At 62.7% G+C, this 14,614-nt stretch carries 15 protein-coding genes; 4 read left to right on the top strand and 11 right to left on the bottom strand.

From position 1 onward, the window contains the following. Positions 1-167: 167 nt before the first annotated feature. The 4 genes from OU02_RS04105 to OU02_RS08845 all read left to right on the top strand — a co-directional run bounded on the left by OU02_RS04105 (position 168) and on the right by OU02_RS08845 (position 2,486). Positions 168-809 (top strand): HAD family hydrolase, encoded by a 642-nt coding sequence (locus OU02_RS04105; protein WP_033488851.1) that lies wholly within the window; start codon positions 168-170, stop codon positions 807-809. 33 nt (positions 810-842) lie between these two features. Further along, complete coding sequence (locus tag OU02_RS04100; RefSeq protein WP_033488850.1) at positions 843-1,772, top strand: LysR family transcriptional regulator; 930 nt, start codon at positions 843-845, stop codon at positions 1,770-1,772. Positions 1,773-1,937: 165 nt separating this feature from the next. Continuing rightward, positions 1,938-2,282 (top strand): winged helix-turn-helix transcriptional regulator, encoded by a 345-nt coding sequence (locus OU02_RS04095; RefSeq protein ID WP_033488849.1) that lies wholly within the window; start codon positions 1,938-1,940, stop codon positions 2,280-2,282. A gap of 63 nt (positions 2,283-2,345) precedes the next feature. Further along, entirely contained in the window at positions 2,346-2,486 is a 141-nt protein-coding gene (locus OU02_RS08845; protein WP_162175183.1) for a rhodanese-like domain-containing protein, read from the top strand. A gap of 27 nt (positions 2,487-2,513) precedes the next feature. Here OU02_RS08845 and OU02_RS04090 read toward each other — a convergent pair whose 3' ends face one another. The 11 genes from OU02_RS04090 to metF all read right to left on the bottom strand — a co-directional run bounded on the left by OU02_RS04090 (position 2,514) and on the right by metF (position 14,609). Beyond that, entirely contained in the window at positions 2,514-2,939 is a 426-nt protein-coding gene (locus tag OU02_RS04090) for a GNAT family N-acetyltransferase (protein ID WP_080720513.1), read from the bottom strand. A 155-nt stretch (positions 2,940-3,094) separates the two neighbouring features. Beyond that, positions 3,095-3,733, bottom strand: a complete 639-nt coding sequence (locus tag OU02_RS08075) for a serpin family protein (RefSeq protein ID WP_051918215.1) — start codon at positions 3,731-3,733, stop codon at positions 3,095-3,097. A 326-nt stretch (positions 3,734-4,059) separates the two neighbouring features. Next, on the bottom strand, positions 4,060-4,755 hold the full coding sequence (gene pyrE, locus OU02_RS04080; RefSeq protein ID WP_033488847.1) for an orotate phosphoribosyltransferase: 696 nt from the start codon (positions 4,753-4,755) through the stop codon (positions 4,060-4,062). Between the two features lie 39 nt (positions 4,756-4,794). Further along, positions 4,795-5,757 carry a dihydroorotate dehydrogenase gene (locus tag OU02_RS04075; RefSeq protein ID WP_371836468.1) on the bottom strand — a complete coding sequence of 321 codons (963 nt, stop codon included), beginning with the start codon at positions 5,755-5,757 and terminating at the stop codon, positions 4,795-4,797. An 11-nt stretch (positions 5,758-5,768) separates the two neighbouring features. Further along, entirely contained in the window at positions 5,769-6,587 is an 819-nt protein-coding gene (locus tag OU02_RS04070) for a dihydroorotate dehydrogenase electron transfer subunit (RefSeq protein WP_033488846.1), read from the bottom strand. A 63-nt stretch (positions 6,588-6,650) separates the two neighbouring features. Continuing rightward, entirely contained in the window at positions 6,651-7,604 is a 954-nt protein-coding gene (gene pyrF, locus OU02_RS04065) for an orotidine-5'-phosphate decarboxylase (RefSeq protein WP_033488845.1), read from the bottom strand. Between the two features lie 51 nt (positions 7,605-7,655). After that, positions 7,656-9,059, bottom strand: coding sequence for a dihydroorotase (locus tag OU02_RS04060; protein WP_033488844.1), 1,404 nt, complete (start codon positions 9,057-9,059; stop codon positions 7,656-7,658). Continuing rightward, a complete protein-coding gene (locus tag OU02_RS04055) occupies positions 9,059-9,481 on the bottom strand; it encodes an aspartate carbamoyltransferase regulatory subunit (protein WP_022857569.1) in 423 nt (140 codons plus the stop codon). The genes OU02_RS04060 and OU02_RS04055 overlap by 1 nt, the downstream gene beginning before the upstream one ends. Continuing rightward, positions 9,481-10,443, bottom strand: a complete 963-nt coding sequence (gene pyrB, locus OU02_RS04050; protein WP_026643108.1) for an aspartate carbamoyltransferase — start codon at positions 10,441-10,443, stop codon at positions 9,481-9,483. The genes OU02_RS04055 and pyrB overlap by 1 nt, the downstream gene beginning before the upstream one ends. Positions 10,444-10,586: 143 nt before the next feature. After that, positions 10,587-13,703 (bottom strand): bifunctional [glutamine synthetase] adenylyltransferase/[glutamine synthetase]-adenylyl-L-tyrosine phosphorylase, encoded by a 3,117-nt coding sequence (locus tag OU02_RS04045; RefSeq protein WP_033488843.1) that lies wholly within the window; start codon positions 13,701-13,703, stop codon positions 10,587-10,589. Positions 13,704-13,748: 45 nt separating this feature from the next. Next, positions 13,749-14,609 (bottom strand): methylenetetrahydrofolate reductase [NAD(P)H], encoded by an 861-nt coding sequence (gene metF / locus OU02_RS04040; protein WP_274518166.1) that lies wholly within the window; start codon positions 14,607-14,609, stop codon positions 13,749-13,751. Positions 14,610-14,614 lie beyond the last annotated feature (5 nt).

Below are 14,614 nucleotides of genomic sequence, written 5' to 3'. Positions count from 1 at the left end.
GTATAGGAACAACCATCATCCGGCTACCTCTTTTTGCTATACCCAGCCATTGCCATATCACGGTCCGGGCGTTGAGCGAGCGGGGCGCAAGACGCTACACTGTGTGATGGGCGCGCCGGTGATCGGCGTGCATTCCCGCCCCAACCAACAACACAAGGAGCCGGCCCATGACCTCACCCCAGCCCATCACCGACGTCGTGTTCGATTTCTGCGGTGTGCTCATCGACTGGCAGTGCCGCGCGGCGCTCGACGGCCACTACCCAGCCGAACTGGTGGACCGCATCGCCGCGGACGACGACCCGTACGGGTTCTTCCGGTATGAAGACGACATGGACTCGGGCATGGACTTCGCCGATGTCTATCCGCGCGTCGTCGCGGAACAGGGGCAGGAGATCGCGCGCATCTTCGAGTATTACATCGCGCATTACGGCGATGCGCTCCCCCGCCTGATTCCGGGCGCGGAAGATTTGCTGCGAGACCTGACGCAGGCCGGCGTGCGCGTCTGGGGATTGACGAACTGGTCAGGCGAGACGTTCCATTACGCGTTCGAGCGCTTCCCGCAGCTCGACGCACTGCTCGGCGGCACGGTCGTCTCGGGCATTGAGAAACTGCGCAAGCCGAACCGCGACATCTACGAGCTCGCACAGGTCCGTTTCGGGCTCGACCCCGCGCGCACGGTGTTCTTCGACGACACCCAGAAGAACGTCGAAGGAGCCGCAGACGCGGGCTGGCATGCGCGCCGCTTCGCCGACGCACAACAGGCGCGCCGCGACCTCGCCGCGCTCGGCGTGCAGTTGGGCGAACACTGACCGACAGTTGACCGCAGAACAGGGGAAAACACCATGGCGACACTACTGCAGCTCAAATACATCGTGAAAATCGTGGAATGCGGGTCGATGAACGAAGCCTCTCGTGCACTGTACATCTCGCAGCCCGCGCTGAGCTCGTCGGTCAAGGAACTGGAGAACGAGCTGGGCATCGAGATTTTCACGCGATCCTCGCAGGGTATCGCGCTGACGGTGGACGGCGCGGAGTTCCTCACCTACGCGCGCCAGGTGCTCGACCAGGCGTCACTGCTCGAGGAACGCTACAAGAATGCCAAACCGCGCAAACAACTGTGCTCGGTCTCCACACAGCACTACATGTTCGCGGTGGAGGCGTTCGTGAAGATGATCAACTCGTTCCGCTCCGACGAATACGAGTTCACGATCCGCGAGACGCAGACGCGCGACATCATCAACCAAGTGGCGAACATGCGCTCGGACATCGGCATCCTGTACCTGTCCGAGTTCAACAAGCAGGTGATCGGCAAACTGCTGCGCGAAAAGCACCTGGAGTTCCATCCGCTCTTCCGTGCTCCCCTGCACGTGTTCATCTCACGTGACAACCCGCTCGCGATGAAGAAGAAACTGACGATGGAGGACCTGAAGCCCTACCCGTTCATCCAGTACGAGCAGGGCAACGAAGGCAGTTTCTACTTCGCCGAAGAGGCGGTGTGGCCCGACTATGCGCCCAAGCAGATCAACGTGACCGACCGTGCGACGATCCTCAACTTCATCATCGGGCTCAACGGGTACACGGTCTGCACCGGCATCGACAATGGCGACCTCAACAACGAGCGCATCGTCACCGTGCCGCTGGAGTCCGACGAGACGATGCTGCTCGGCTGGATCACCAACGAGCGCGCCAAGCTCTCCCACCCCGCCCAGATCTACTTGGACAAGCTCAAGGAAGTCATCGCCGAACATGGGTATACGATCCTGTCCGAGTGATGAATAAACAGATTATTAATCATAATATAAGAAGAGAATAAAACGAACCTACTCTCTATGCTGTTTGCTTTGTGCGCTTGTGGTGTTGTGGTAGTGGGTTGTGGTTTAATGCTTACTTTTCGTAAGTACCATACTTCTTGATAGTGCGCATGCTACACTCGTTCCATGCAAGAGATCGACATTTTCAGCAAAACCTGCCCTACGCGGTTCGCCCTTTCAACAATCAGCGGAAAATGGGGGTTGCTCATCATCCTCTCGTTGGCCAACCATCCCCTGCGATTCAGCGAGCTTGTACGGCATATTGGTGGCATCAGTGAGCGCATGGCGTCACAGACGCTCAAGTATCTGGAACACTATGGCGTGGTGCGCAGGCACGTCGTACAGCACGCCACTCCCCCTCAAGTAGAATACGCCCTGACGCCGTTGGGCAGGCAGTTCGTCAAACCGCTCCAGCAGCTCGTGACGCTGGTCAACACGAACGCGGACGTGATGGTGTACGAGCGCGACTGAGTGCGTAATAAGGCTTTCCTGAGCACCGTCTGGTCTGGTATAGAAAGAGCTATGCTTTCAAATATGTCGGAAGAACCCAATGCTGAAAGTTACGAGGCTATTCAAGAAGGTGATGTGCTTCTCAGCCGCGGAGACCCAGGTGCTTTCATGATGCCGCATCCCTCTTGCTCGCAGCACTTGACCAATGATTTGATTGGCCGTTAAGCCCGTGTAGGCAATCCTGATCTGACTTCACGTGTCGATGCGGGTGATGGCGCACAGGGCTTTGTTGCGGTAGGTTAGATCGCCGCGCGCAGTGAAACCGAGGCGTTCCCAGAAGGCGTTGCCTGCATCGTTGCGTGAGAAGACGACGAGGGCGACTTTGATGATGCCTTCGTTCGCGAGCGCATGCAGTGCGGCGTTGACGAGTGCGGTGCCGATACCTTGGTGCCGGTATGCGGGGTTGACGGCGGTGTGGTAGATATAGCCACGTCGTCCATCATGTCCTGCGAGGATGGCGCCGGTGATTGTTCCCTCTTGCTCATCGACGAAGCAGGTGTTGGGGTTGCGTTCGAGGTATCTGATGATGCCTTCGCGTGAGTCGTCGATGGTGTTGAGTCCCATGCAGGTGCATGCCATCCAGCATGCGTGTACGGCGTCGTAGTCGTCGGGGGTCATGATGCGAATCATGTGGGTCCTTCTCAGGTGTATGGATATGCATCAGCGGTTGCTATCGTATAGGAGAGGGGAAAACGAAACCCACAGGTATGGAATGTAGCATTGACAGTATGACAGCGACCATGCTCTAGTAATCGGCAATATCTCGTTGGCCATCACAGATTGCATACGGCTCCGACAAACAATGGCAGTCGGTCTCGTGTCATGAGTGCATACATGAATGGGCGGTCCACGGTGAAGGTGATTTCAGGGCCCCATTGTGGTGCTGCGCCTGCCACGGCGATGCCTGTGTACACGGCGGCTCGCGCCCTATGCTCGTTGACTTCGATGTACGTGCCCTGCATGATGCCGCTGATGGCGAGCGCCCCTTCGCATATACCAGAGAAATCCGCATGTGTGGGATCGAATGCATCGGTGATGCCCAATGAACGCAGGATGCCGACCAGTGTTCTTGCGTTGATGGCGCTGTCGATTTCGAACCGGGGCAATGCCACTGTAGCGGTGACCGTGTTGGCATAGATGGGCATGCTTGTGGGGTTCTTGCGTGCGGCGAGTTTGGCTTCGAGCCTGTCCATGCCGGTGAGTTCCTGCTTGTCTTCCTGCGGGAGGGTCTCCGTCAGTTCTGTGCTGAACGCTCGGCACAGTGCTGTGGGATCGTGCACCAGTATCTCGAGGGTCTCTGGGTCGGGCAGGACTATGCGCAGCTCGCTGTCATCGTCGAATGGGATATCCACGCGTTCCCATCCGAAGGTCTCATCACATAGATAGGAGACGTCCTCACACCGTTGGCGCATGAATGGCACCGTTGCGTCTCCCCGGTCTCCATGGAATACTGCAGGCTCGGTGTCGTTGAGTTCAAATGGGGTTTCCAGCGGCTGTCTGCGAATACGGTGCTGATGATGGACAACAATATAGATGAAACCGGTGCATTCGCTTGTTTCGCCGTCAAGTCCGTGAGTACGTCGAAGAGTGCGATATCGGCTTCCATTGTTCTGCCCCCTGTTCTCTCCCCCCCCCCATGGTTTAGTGATGGCAAAAGCCCGCACGGCTCACTCCCAGTGGTGCGATGAGCCGTGCGGGCCATAATGCTGAGTACGTATCAGTATTGCGGGTTGTCTGCTCACGCCCCGTACTGCGTCAGGTACTCCTCCGCGGCGCCGGCGATCTCGTCGGTCACATACGGGGTGCCTTCGGCGGTGGCGAGCTGGCGGCCTGCTGCGAAGATCTCCTTGACGTTCGCGATCGCGAGCACGGGGAAGCCGAATTCACGCTGCACGTCCTGCACGGCGGACAGGTCGGAGTCCTTCGTCTTCTCCATACGGTCCACGGACAACACGAGGCCGACGATGTTGACGTCGGCCTGCGCCTTGAGCTTCGGCACGACCTCGCGCACGGCGGTGCCCGCGGTCATCACGTCGTCCACGAGCAGCACGTTCATGCCGTCTTCGAGCGGCTTGCCGACCATCATGCCGCCATCACCGTGGTCCTTCTTCTCCTTGCGGTCGAAGGTGTAGCCGACGGTCACGCCATAATTGAGTTCGAGCGCGATCGACGTGGCCACGGCGAGCGGAATGCCCTTGTACGCCGGCCCGAAGATCGTGTCGATGCGGATCGGCAGCTGTTCGTTGTCGATCTCGGTCTGGATCTTCTCCGCATAGAAGCCGCCGAGCGTGGCGATCTTCTTGCCGTCGTCGAACGCGCCCGCATTGATGAAATACGGGGATTGGCGGCCCGACTTCAACGTGAAGTCGCCGAATTTGAGCGCGTTCGATTCGAGCAGGAACTTGGTGAATCGATGGTCGAGTGAATCAAACATCCTGTCTCCTAACAATCATGGGTGTGCCGGGCGCGCGACTCAGCGCCACGTGTCGCCCTTCGCGAGTTTTTCGGTCAGTTCGGGGCGCGAGTCGAGCAGTTCCTCGAGTTCGCGTGCCACGCGGATCGGTGCGGTCGGGTCGTAGAGCGCCGCTCCCCCGACTTCGACGGCGTTCGCGCCCGCATACAGGTATTCGAGCGCCTTCTCGCCCGAGTCGATGCCGCCGATGCCGATGATCGGAATATCCGGCAACGCCGCGCGCACACGCCACACGCATGCGAGCCCGACGGGGAACACGCACGGTCCGGACACGCCGCCGGTGCGGTTCGCGATGATCGGCTCACCGGTGCGGATGTCGATGCGCATGCCGACCAATGTGTTGATCATCGACAGGCAATCCGCGCCACCCTCGGCTGCCGCGCGTGCGATCGCCGCGATGTCGGTCACGTTCGGGGTGAGCTTGACGATCATCGGCTTGTCCGTCATCGGGCGCAGCCGGTCCATGAGTCGGCCCAATGCGACCGGGTCGGTGCCCACGGACATGCCGCCGTGCGTCACGTTCGGGCAGCTCACGTTGATCTCGAGCATGTCGGCGTCGGAAACAGCGAGCTTTTCCACGACCTGCGCGTAGTCGTCGTCGCAATGGCCGGCGACGTTCGCGATGACGGTCGCGCCGAGCCCCTTGAGTTTCGGCAGGTCGTATTCGAGGTAATGGTCGACGCCCGGGTTCTGCAGGCCGACGGCGTTGACGGTGCCTGCAGGGCTTTCCGCCGTGCGCACACCCGGATTGCCGAGCCATTCGACCGGGGAGACACCCTTGGTGGTGACCGAACCCAGCTGGGCGACGTCATAGAATTGGCCGCACGCGTCCACATTGAAGGTGCCCGAGGCGGTGCCGACCGGGTTCTTCCACGGTATGCCGGCAACGACGGTGCCATGGCGCCATTCGTGCGGGGCGTACAGATTCGTCGGGGTTTCGTTGAGTTCCTGTTCGATGTTCACGGTGTCTTCCCTCACTTGTTGTCCCATCCCAGCTGGTGCGCGGTGAAGACCGGACCGGCCTCGCACACCTTCTCGCGTCCGTCGCGCGTGTCGACCGTGCACGCGACGCATGTGCCGTAGCCGCAGCCCATGCGCTGTTCCATGCACAGTTGCGCGTCCACACCACGTTTCGCCGCCCATTCGGCGACCGCCTTCATCATCGGTGTCGGGCCGCACGACAGGATGATGAGCTCACGGCCGCGCTCCTGCAGGCCGGGCCACAGGCGTTCGAGCAGGGTGAGCACATTGCCTTCCGACTCGTCGATGCTATGCACCTCGTCCGCATACTTCGCCGCATACACGTCGGCGAAATGCTCGGCGCGGTAGCCGAGCACGGCAGTCGTGTGGCAGTCGGCGCGTTCGCTGAGCGCCTGTGCGGCTTCGAGCAGCGGCGGAATGCCCAATCCCCCGCCGACGAGCAGGTAGTCGGCGTCCGTACGGATGTTGAATGGTTTGCCCAAGGGACCGAGCACATCCACATGGTCGCCGACCGTGAGCGCGGCGAATTCCTCGGTGCCATAGCCGACGACGGCGAAGATGAGGCTCACTTTGTCGCCGTCCACCTCGCTCACGCCGAACGGGCGCGGCATGAGATGCTGCGGGTTGTGCGAATACAGGTTGACGAACTGTCCGGGTTCGGTGTTCGCGGCAATGAACTCGTCACGGAACGTGAACCGCACGACGCCCGGCGTGAGCTTGCGCACGTCGGTGACGTCCACGGTGCGCCGCGTGGGCGTGCGGCCGGCCTGTTCGGCCTGCGCCACGGTATGGGAAAACGCTGTGGTTGGCATGGGTCTCCTTGTTCTTTCTTCTGCTCTGCTGGTGGTCGGTGATTCCAAAATCTGCCGTGCACGTCAGGCCAGTGCGACGCGCAGCTGGTCGCGCATGTCCTTCGCCGCTTCACGCGCGTTGTCCGCGACGATCTCGAGCGCCGTCTCCGGTTCGAGCGTCTCACTGTACCGCGGGTCGTTGCGCCATGCGCCGATGATGCCGCGTGACGAGTTGACGATCGCGCCGGAACCGTTGTGGTCGAACATGCCGGCCACGGATTGCGCGGTGCCTCCTTGTGCGCCGTAGCCGGGCACAAGGAAGAACGTGTGGGGCATGCGCGCGCGCAGCGCCGCGCCTTCCTCGGGGTGGGTGGCGCCGACGACCGCGCCGGTGCGTGAGTAACCGAAACGCCCGATCGTGTCCGCGCCCCACTGCTCGACGAGGTCGGCCACATGCTCATAGACACGCGTGCCGCCGTTGAGTTCGAGCTCCTGGATCTGTGCGCTGGATGGGTTGGACGTGCGTACGAGGATGAACAGGTCGCGGTCCGCTTCCTGCGCGGCGGCGGTGAAGGGTTCAATGCCGTCTGAGCCGAGGTATGGGTTGACGGTCACGGCGTCCTCATGCCACACGTCAGCCCCGTCGAAACCGGTGAGGTGCTTCGCGTAGGCGGCGGCGGTCGACCCGATGTCGCCGCGTTTGATGTCGCCGATCACGTAGAGGCCGTTTTCACGCGCATACTGGCAGGTCATCGTATAGCAGTCGATGCCCGCAGGCCCGAGCGCCTCATACATCGCAATCTGTGGTTTGACGGCGGGGACGATGTCGGCGACGGCGTCGATGATGGCGCGGTTGAATTCGAAGTAGGCGGCGGCCGCACCGGTCGCGGCGAGGTTGTCGTCATCGTCTTCGACGTATTCCCCGGCTTCGACGGCGTAGGCGCCCATGACCTGCGCCGGCACGAGCGCCGGTGTTGGGTCGAGGCCCACAACGCTGGGGTTCTGTTTGGATTCGATGGCTTCAATGAGATGGTCCATACTGCTCCTTCGTGCGTATCGCCGGCCTTATGCGCCGGCTGTATGCTTGGGTCAGTCCAGCGCGTCCAGGCGGGTGAACACGAGCCGTGACCCGATGATCGTCGCATAGGGCCGGCCGGTGACCTGCCAGCCGTCGAATGGCGTGTTGCGCGCGTTGGATTTGAATTCGTCCGCGGCGACGGTCCACTCGTCGTCCAGTCCGAGGATGACGAGGTCGTTGGATTCGGGGTGTTCGGTCGCGGCGAGGTCGAGTGTGCGTGTGGTGGCGCATCGTGCGCTCGTGTTGAGCAGGCCGGCGATGTCGGTGGAATGCCGGCCCATGAGGGACGCCGGGTTGAGCGCCATGAGTTCGATGAGCCGTTCGTCGCTGATATAGCCGCCGTCCACGAGGATCTTGTGGCATACGCCGAATGCACATTCGAGGCCGATGATGCCGTTGGGCGCCTCAAGGAACCCAAGGCGTTTCTCGTCGAGCGTGTGGGGCGCATGGTCGGTCGCGATCATGTCCACCGTGCCGTCGGCGATCGCCGCGATTGTGGCCTGCCGGTCCTTCTCGCTCCTCAACGGCGGGTTCATCTTCGCGAGCGTGCCATATTTCAGGAGCGCCTCGTCGTTGAGCGCGAGATAATGCGGGGCGGTCTCGCAGGTGATCGGCAGGCCTTCCGCCTTCGCGCGGCGGATCGCGTCGAAGCTGATCGCCGTGCTCACATGCTGGAAGTGCACGTGCACGCCGGTTTCGCGCACCAGGTCGATGTCGCGTTGCACAATCGCCAGTTCGGTGTCCTCCGGAATGCCGGGCACACCGAGTGCGCGCGACACCGGCCCCTCGTTGACGGCGCCGGTGTCATGGTGTTCGCAGTGTTCGATCAGATACAGGCCGGTGTCTTTGACGTTCTGGAACACGGCGCGCAACACCGGCGCAGGAACGGCGGCCCCGTCGTCGCTCATCGCGGTGACCGGGTGGGCGATCTGCGCGGCGTCCTTCTCACCGTCATGGCCGGGCATATACCACGCCCAGTCCGCCGGATCGCTCGGCACCTTGCCCGCACGATCCTTCGTGGCGCATACACACAGCTCATAGCGCACCGGCAGCGTCACATTGTGGATCTGCTCATAGTGCTGCAGATAGTCGATGACATTGCTGCAGCCTGCGTCGAGGATCTCCTGGGCGCCCGGCTCACCCTCATGCACGCGCTGTCCGTCCATCGCCGGCACGGTGTTCGGCATGATGAGCACGTTCGTGTAGCCGCCGGACGCCGCGGCCGCACACCCGGAGACCATCGACTCCTTGTACGTCTGGCCCGGGTCGCGGAAGTGCACATGCGGGTCCTCAAGACCCGGCGCCACGGTGAGCGCGGACGCGTCCAGGGCCACGTCACGGGTCTCGTCGGGCACGATCAGGTCGATGCGCTCGCCTGTGTCCCATACACGGATGTTGGTGAAGGTGACTGCCATCAGAACTCGGCCTCCTCATCGCAGTAACGGCAACGGTACGCCTCGCCATCCGTGCGGTCGAGGTAGAATACCTGATCGATGCCGGGCTCCGTGGTCGTGACACAGCGCGGGTTGACGCAGGTGATCACGTTGACGACGCGTTCGGGCAGCGTGGGGGTCATCTTGTCGACGATCCGGCCGCCATGGATCACATCCACCGTGGCCGAGCGCGCCACCAGCCCCAGCACATCAAGGTCGATCGCCGTGTCCGGGTCCTCGATCTTGATGATGTCTTTCGTGCCGTACCGGTGCGAATCGGTGTTCATGATGAGCGCGAGCTTCGTGGATGCCGGATTGATGCTCAGATACTCGAGTACCTTGAGCGCCGTGCCCGCCGGCACATGGTCGATGATGATGCCGTCCTGAATGCTGGTGACTTCCATCAGGCCGCGACCTCCTTGTTCTCGAACGCGTCAAAACCGGGCAGGGTGTCTCCCAGCACGGAGCTTTCCAACGCCATGCGCATGAGCATGCCGTTCTTGACCTGCTCGAAATACGCGGCGCGCGGATCGTTGTCGACGTCCTTGGCGATCTCGTTGACGCGCGGCAACGGATGCAGCACCGCCATATCGGGTTTGGCGAGCGCGAGTTTCGCTTCGTCGAGGATGTACGTGTCGCGCAGGCGCAGGTAGTCGTCTTCGTTGAAGAAGCGTTCCTTCTGCACGCGGGTCATGTACAGGGCGTCAAGGTCGCCGATGACGGAGGTCAGGTCGCTGACTTCCTCGTAGGAGCAGCTGGGGGTGGCGTTGATGCGGTTGAGCACGTATTGGGGTGTGCGCAGTTCCTTGGGTGAGATGAGGATGAAGCGCACGTTGCCGAAGCGGCACAGGGTTTCGATCAGGGAGTGGACGGTGCGTCCGAAGGTGAGGTCGCCGCACAGGCCGATCGTCAGGTCGTTGACGCGGCCGAAGCGTGATTGGAGGGTGGCGAGGTCGGCGAGGGTCTGCGTGGGGTGCATGTGGCCGCCGTCGCCGGCGTTGATCACGGGTACGCTGGCGGCTTCGGCGGCGACGAGGGCGGCGCCTTCCTTGGGGTGGCGGATGGCGACGACGTCCACATAGTTGGAGACGGTTTTGAGGGTGTCGCTGATGGATTCGCCTTTGGTGACGGAGGCGAGTTGCGCGCCGGCGAAGCCGATGACCTGGCCGCCGAGTCTGAGCATCGCCGTTTCGAAGCTCAGGCGGGTGCGGGTGCTGGGTTCGTAGAAGAGGGTGGCGAGCACCCGGCCGTCGCATGTGTGGGCGACTTCGCGCCTGTGGGTGTCGATGTATCTGGCTTTGTTGAGCAGGGTTGTGATGTTCGCTACGGACAGATCGTCCAATGTGATGACGCTCATGCCCACCATTGATTGTTCAGCCGGCGTGTGCGAATGCATATCCAACGGTTCACCTTTCGCTCGTGTGGCAAGGTGGCCATGTTTGACCTCACCAACTATAACCGCATGCCACCCCTGTGGCGAATCGGTGCCCGAATGCTGGGGCCAACGGCTCATGGTTCGATGCCATAGAAGAGGCGGTCAGTGACTTCTCGGGCGCGGCGCATCACGGCGAGGATGTCGTTTTCGAATCGTTGGCCGTGGTTCGCGTCATAGCCGAGATAGACGGCGATGCCGCCGAGCGAATACACGTCGGTGGGCAGGATGTCCGCCTGGTTGGCGCGCCCGCTCCACAGGTAGTTGCCGTTGCGCGCGTCGGTGCACATCTGCCATGCTTCGCCGAGTGTATCTGCGTCTTCTTCGCAGATCACGCCATCGGCCACGAGCTCGCCCAATGCCGCCGTGGTGGAGTTGACGCGCAGGTCCGGGTCGTTGTGCGCGTGTTGCAGTTGCAGCAGTTGGATGGTCCATTCGACGTCGCTCAACCCGCCTTTGCCGAGTTTGAGGTGCCGTTCGCGGCGCACGCCCCGCGGCAGGCGTTCGGCTTCCATGCGCGCCTTGAGCTTGCGGATCTGCCCGATCTCCTCGTCGGTCAGGGCCCGGTCCGGGTAGCGCAGCGGGTCGGCGATGTGCGTGAGGAAGTCGTTGGCGAGCGCCATGTCACCGGCTGCGGCGCGTGCGCGCAGCAGGGCCTGTCGTTCCCATGTGCTGGACCATGAGCGGTAGTATTCCTCGCATGACGCGTAGGAGCGCACAAGTGGGCCGTTCTTGCCTTCGGGGCGCAGATCCATGTCGAGTTCGATCTTCGGTTCGAGGCTGATGGGGCCTTGCACGAGCATGCGCAGTTGTTCCTGGACTTTGCGGGCGAACCGGTTCGCACTCTGGTCGTCGGCGCCGCCGGAGGGGCGGTAGATGATGATGACGTCCGCGTCGGAGCTGAAGTTGACTTCGCGCCCGCCGTAGCGGCCCATCGCGATGATGGCGATGGCCGCGGGCGCCTCCGGCACGTTGTCTTCACGCATTTGGGCGGCGATGGACCAGCGCAGCGCAGCGTCGAGGATCGCGTCATATACGTCGGTCATGCCGTTGAGCATTTCGGGGCCCCATACGACGCCGCTCATCCAGCCCAGTCCGATGCGTTCGATCTCATGGCGGCGCAGGGCGCGCAAGGCGGTGGCCGCTTCTTTGGCGGCGTGGGAGTGGCGGTCGATGATCGCCGTGCATTGGGTGTCGAGGCTGGCGCGCGAGCGGGCGTGCAGTTGGGCGTCGTCGCCGAGCCATGTGATGGATTCCAATGATTTGTTGAGCGCGTCTCCCAAGTAGCGTGAATTGGACAGTACGTGGCACAGGCGTTGCGCGGCGGACGGTGAGTCACGCAGGAAGCCGAGGTATTCGTGTTCGCCGCCGAAGTGTTCCTCAAGGGTGCGCCAGTACAGCAGGCCCATGTCCGGGTTCTGCCCTTCCCCGAGCCAGCGCAGGACCGCCGGCAGAAGGATGCGGTTGATCTTCGCGGCGCGTGTGACGCCGTCGGTCAGGGCGCGCACATGGCGCAACGCGGCCTGCGGGTCGGCGAATCCAATCGCCTCGTAGCGTTCAAGCGTGGCCTCTTCGCTCAACGCCACCGATTCGTCTGGTGAGGTCGCGCTGATCGGCAGCATGGGCCGGTAATAGATGTCGTTGTGCAGGTGGCGTACTTGTTGGCGTGTCTCATCGTAGTGTTCGACGAGCTCCTCGGGGTGCATGTGCACGGCGCGCGCCAGCCGGTGCAGTTCGGGGTTCTGGTTGAGTTCGTCGGTGTTGAGGGTGCGTTTCTTCTCGAGTCCCCCGTCGTTGCCGGCGCCCAGGTCGGGGAACAGGTGGGTGCGTTTGAGCTGCCACATCTGCTGGCGGTGTTCGAGCACGCGTTCGAACCGGTAGTCCCAACTCAACTGCCGTGCCTGCACGCGTGACACATACCCGCCTTCGGACAATGCCTGCAACGCGTTCAGGGTTGAGCGGGTGCGCAATGCGGGATCGGTGCGCCCGTGCACGAGCTGCAGCATCTGCACGGTGAACTCCACGTCGCGCAAGCCACCGCGGCCGAGTTTGATCTCGCGGTCCTTGAGATTGGCGGGGATGAGGTTCTCCACACGTTCACGCATGCGCTGGCAGTCGTTCACGAAATTCTCCCGGCTCGCCGCCGTCCACACGAACGACGATGCCATATCCATGTACTCCTGGCCCAATGCGGCGTCGCCGGCCACGGCGCGCGCTTTGAGCAACGCCTGGAACTCCCAGTTCTGCGCCCACTGCTCATAATAGGCGCGATGCGACTCCAAGCGGCGCACGAGCGGGCCATCCTTGCCTTCGGGGCGCAACGCGCCGTCGATCTGCCACAGGGCGGGTTCGGCCACACCGGCGATCACCGACTGGCAGACGCGTTGCATCATGGTGGCCATCTTGGTGCCCACGCGCGTGAGCACCGTGTTGTCCACATCATCTTGCGCCGGTTCCACCACGTAGATCAGGTCCACGTCCGACACATAGTTGAGTTCGCCCGCGCCAAGCTTGCCCATGCCGATGATCGCGAAGCGCACCATGCTACTGCCCTGCACCTCATGGCGCGCGATCGCGAGCGCCGCCTCCAAGGTGGCGTCGGTCAGGGCGGACAGTTCACGGCTGACCGTGGGTTGGATGTCGATGGGGTCATCGGCCACCACGTCCTGCGCCATGATCGCGGCGAGTTGTTCACGGTATGCGCGGCGCAGGACGCTCGCCGCCTGCGCGAGGGGCAGAGAGGATTCCTGCGCTGGCCCGTCACTGCCCGCAGTGCCTGTACTGTCCGCTCCGACCGCGTCGAGTAGTTGCGTGCGGCGTTCGGCGGCGGTGACCATCACGGTGCGGGCCGGGTCGGCGGTGGCCGCCGCGACGAGGTCCGGGCGGGTGCGCATGAGCACGCCGAGCGCATTGGAGGCGCCAAGCACGTCGATGAGCCGTTGCAGTGCGGGCCCGTCGTCCAGGATCGACGTGAGCGGTTCGCCGGGCATCACCTGGATGATGTCGGCGAGGTTGGCGAGCGCGGTGTCGGGGTCGATGCTGTGCGCGAGGCGTGCCAGCAACGCCGGCGGGTCCACACGGCCGCCCGTCTGCTCGCCCAGGGCGTTCAGGCGTTCTTTGGCGCGCCCGATCTCCTGGAATCCCGCATGGATGATGTCTCGGGTGCTCACGGTGTGCGTGCTGTTGGCTTCCATACCGTTCCAATGTACAGGGGTTTGGTGACGCGGCGGGTTACGGGTTCAGGCGAACAGGTCCTGCACGTTCGCCCAGATGCGCCGGGTGACGCATGGATGGTTCATCGTGTACAGGTGGATGCCGTCCACGCCTCGGGCCAGTAGGTCGTTGATCTGTTCGGAGGCGTAGAGGATGCCGGCGGTTTTCAACGTGTTCGGGTCGTCCTGCCAGCGGTCGAGCATCGTGGCGAGCCGTTCGGGGATCTTCGAGGAGCACATGCCGGCCATGTGGTGTACGGAGCGCGCGTTGACCGGGGGCATGATGCCCGCTTCGATCGGCACGGTGATGCCTGCGGCGCGTGCTTTGTCGAGAAAGCGCAGGAAGTCGCTGTTGTCGTAGAACAGTTGCGAGATGAGGTGGGTCACACCGGCGTCGACCTTGCGTTTGAGGTTGTCGATGTCGTGGTCCAATGTGTCGGCCTGCGGGTGTTTTTCGGGGTAACAGGCGCCGTAGATCTTCATGTCGGGACGGCGTTCGCGGATGAACGCGGTCAGTTCGTTCGCGTAGTGGAACACGCCTGCCGGTTCACGGTCCGGATTGCGGTCGCCGCGCAGGGCGAGCACGCCGGCCACCTTCGCCTCGTCGAACATGGCGAGCGCCTCTTCAGCGCTGTCTTCGGTGAGATACTGGGCGGTCAGGTGCGCCACGGCGGGGATGCCGTATTCGGCGCGCACGGTGTGGGCGATGCGCGCGGTGGCGGTGCGGTCGGCGCTTTTGCCTGTGCCGTAGGTCACGGAGATGAAGTGCGGGCTCAACCCGGTCAATCCGTCGAGCGTGTCGTAGATCGTGCCTACCGGCGCGGTGCGTTTGGGAGGGAACACCTCCAACGAGAAAATGGTCATCGTCGTCTCTCGCTTCTTACGAATGATAT

The organism is Bifidobacterium pseudolongum subsp. pseudolongum DSM 20099 (assembly GCF_000771225.1).
GTDB lineage: Bacteria > Actinomycetota > Actinomycetes > Actinomycetales > Bifidobacteriaceae > Bifidobacterium > Bifidobacterium pseudolongum.
Note: the sequence above shows the minus strand (reverse complement) of the source record. Positions and strands in the feature narration are given on the sequence as shown.

Coding starts and splice junctions, on each gene's coding strand:
- OU02_RS04100 (WP_033488850.1), top strand. CDS start 843: ATGGCGACACTACTGCAGCTCAAATACATCGTGAAAATCGTGGAATGC.
- OU02_RS04095 (WP_033488849.1), top strand. CDS start 1,938: ATGCAAGAGATCGACATTTTCAGCAAAACCTGCCCTACGCGGTTCGCC.
- pyrB (WP_026643108.1), bottom strand. CDS start 10,443: ATGGTGGGCATGAGCGTCATCACATTGGACGATCTGTCCGTAGCGAAC.
- OU02_RS04070 (WP_033488846.1), bottom strand. CDS start 6,587: ATGCCAACCACAGCGTTTTCCCATACCGTGGCGCAGGCCGAACAGGCC.
- OU02_RS08845 (WP_162175183.1), top strand. CDS start 2,346: ATGTCGGAAGAACCCAATGCTGAAAGTTACGAGGCTATTCAAGAAGGT.
- OU02_RS04055 (WP_022857569.1), bottom strand. CDS start 9,481: ATGGAAGTCACCAGCATTCAGGACGGCATCATCATCGACCATGTGCCG.
- pyrF (WP_033488845.1), bottom strand. CDS start 7,604: ATGGACCATCTCATTGAAGCCATCGAATCCAAACAGAACCCCAGCGTT.
- OU02_RS04045 (WP_033488843.1), bottom strand. CDS start 13,703: ATGGAAGCCAACAGCACGCACACCGTGAGCACCCGAGACATCATCCAT.
- OU02_RS04090 (WP_080720513.1), bottom strand. CDS start 2,939: ATGACCCCCGACGACTACGACGCCGTACACGCATGCTGGATGGCATGC.
- OU02_RS04060 (WP_033488844.1), bottom strand. CDS start 9,059: ATGGCAGTCACCTTCACCAACATCCGTGTATGGGACACAGGCGAGCGC.
- pyrE (WP_033488847.1), bottom strand. CDS start 4,755: ATGTTTGATTCACTCGACCATCGATTCACCAAGTTCCTGCTCGAATCG.
- OU02_RS04105 (WP_033488851.1), top strand. CDS start 168: ATGACCTCACCCCAGCCCATCACCGACGTCGTGTTCGATTTCTGCGGT.
- OU02_RS08075 (WP_051918215.1), bottom strand. CDS start 3,733: ATGCGCCAACGGTGTGAGGACGTCTCCTATCTATGTGATGAGACCTTC.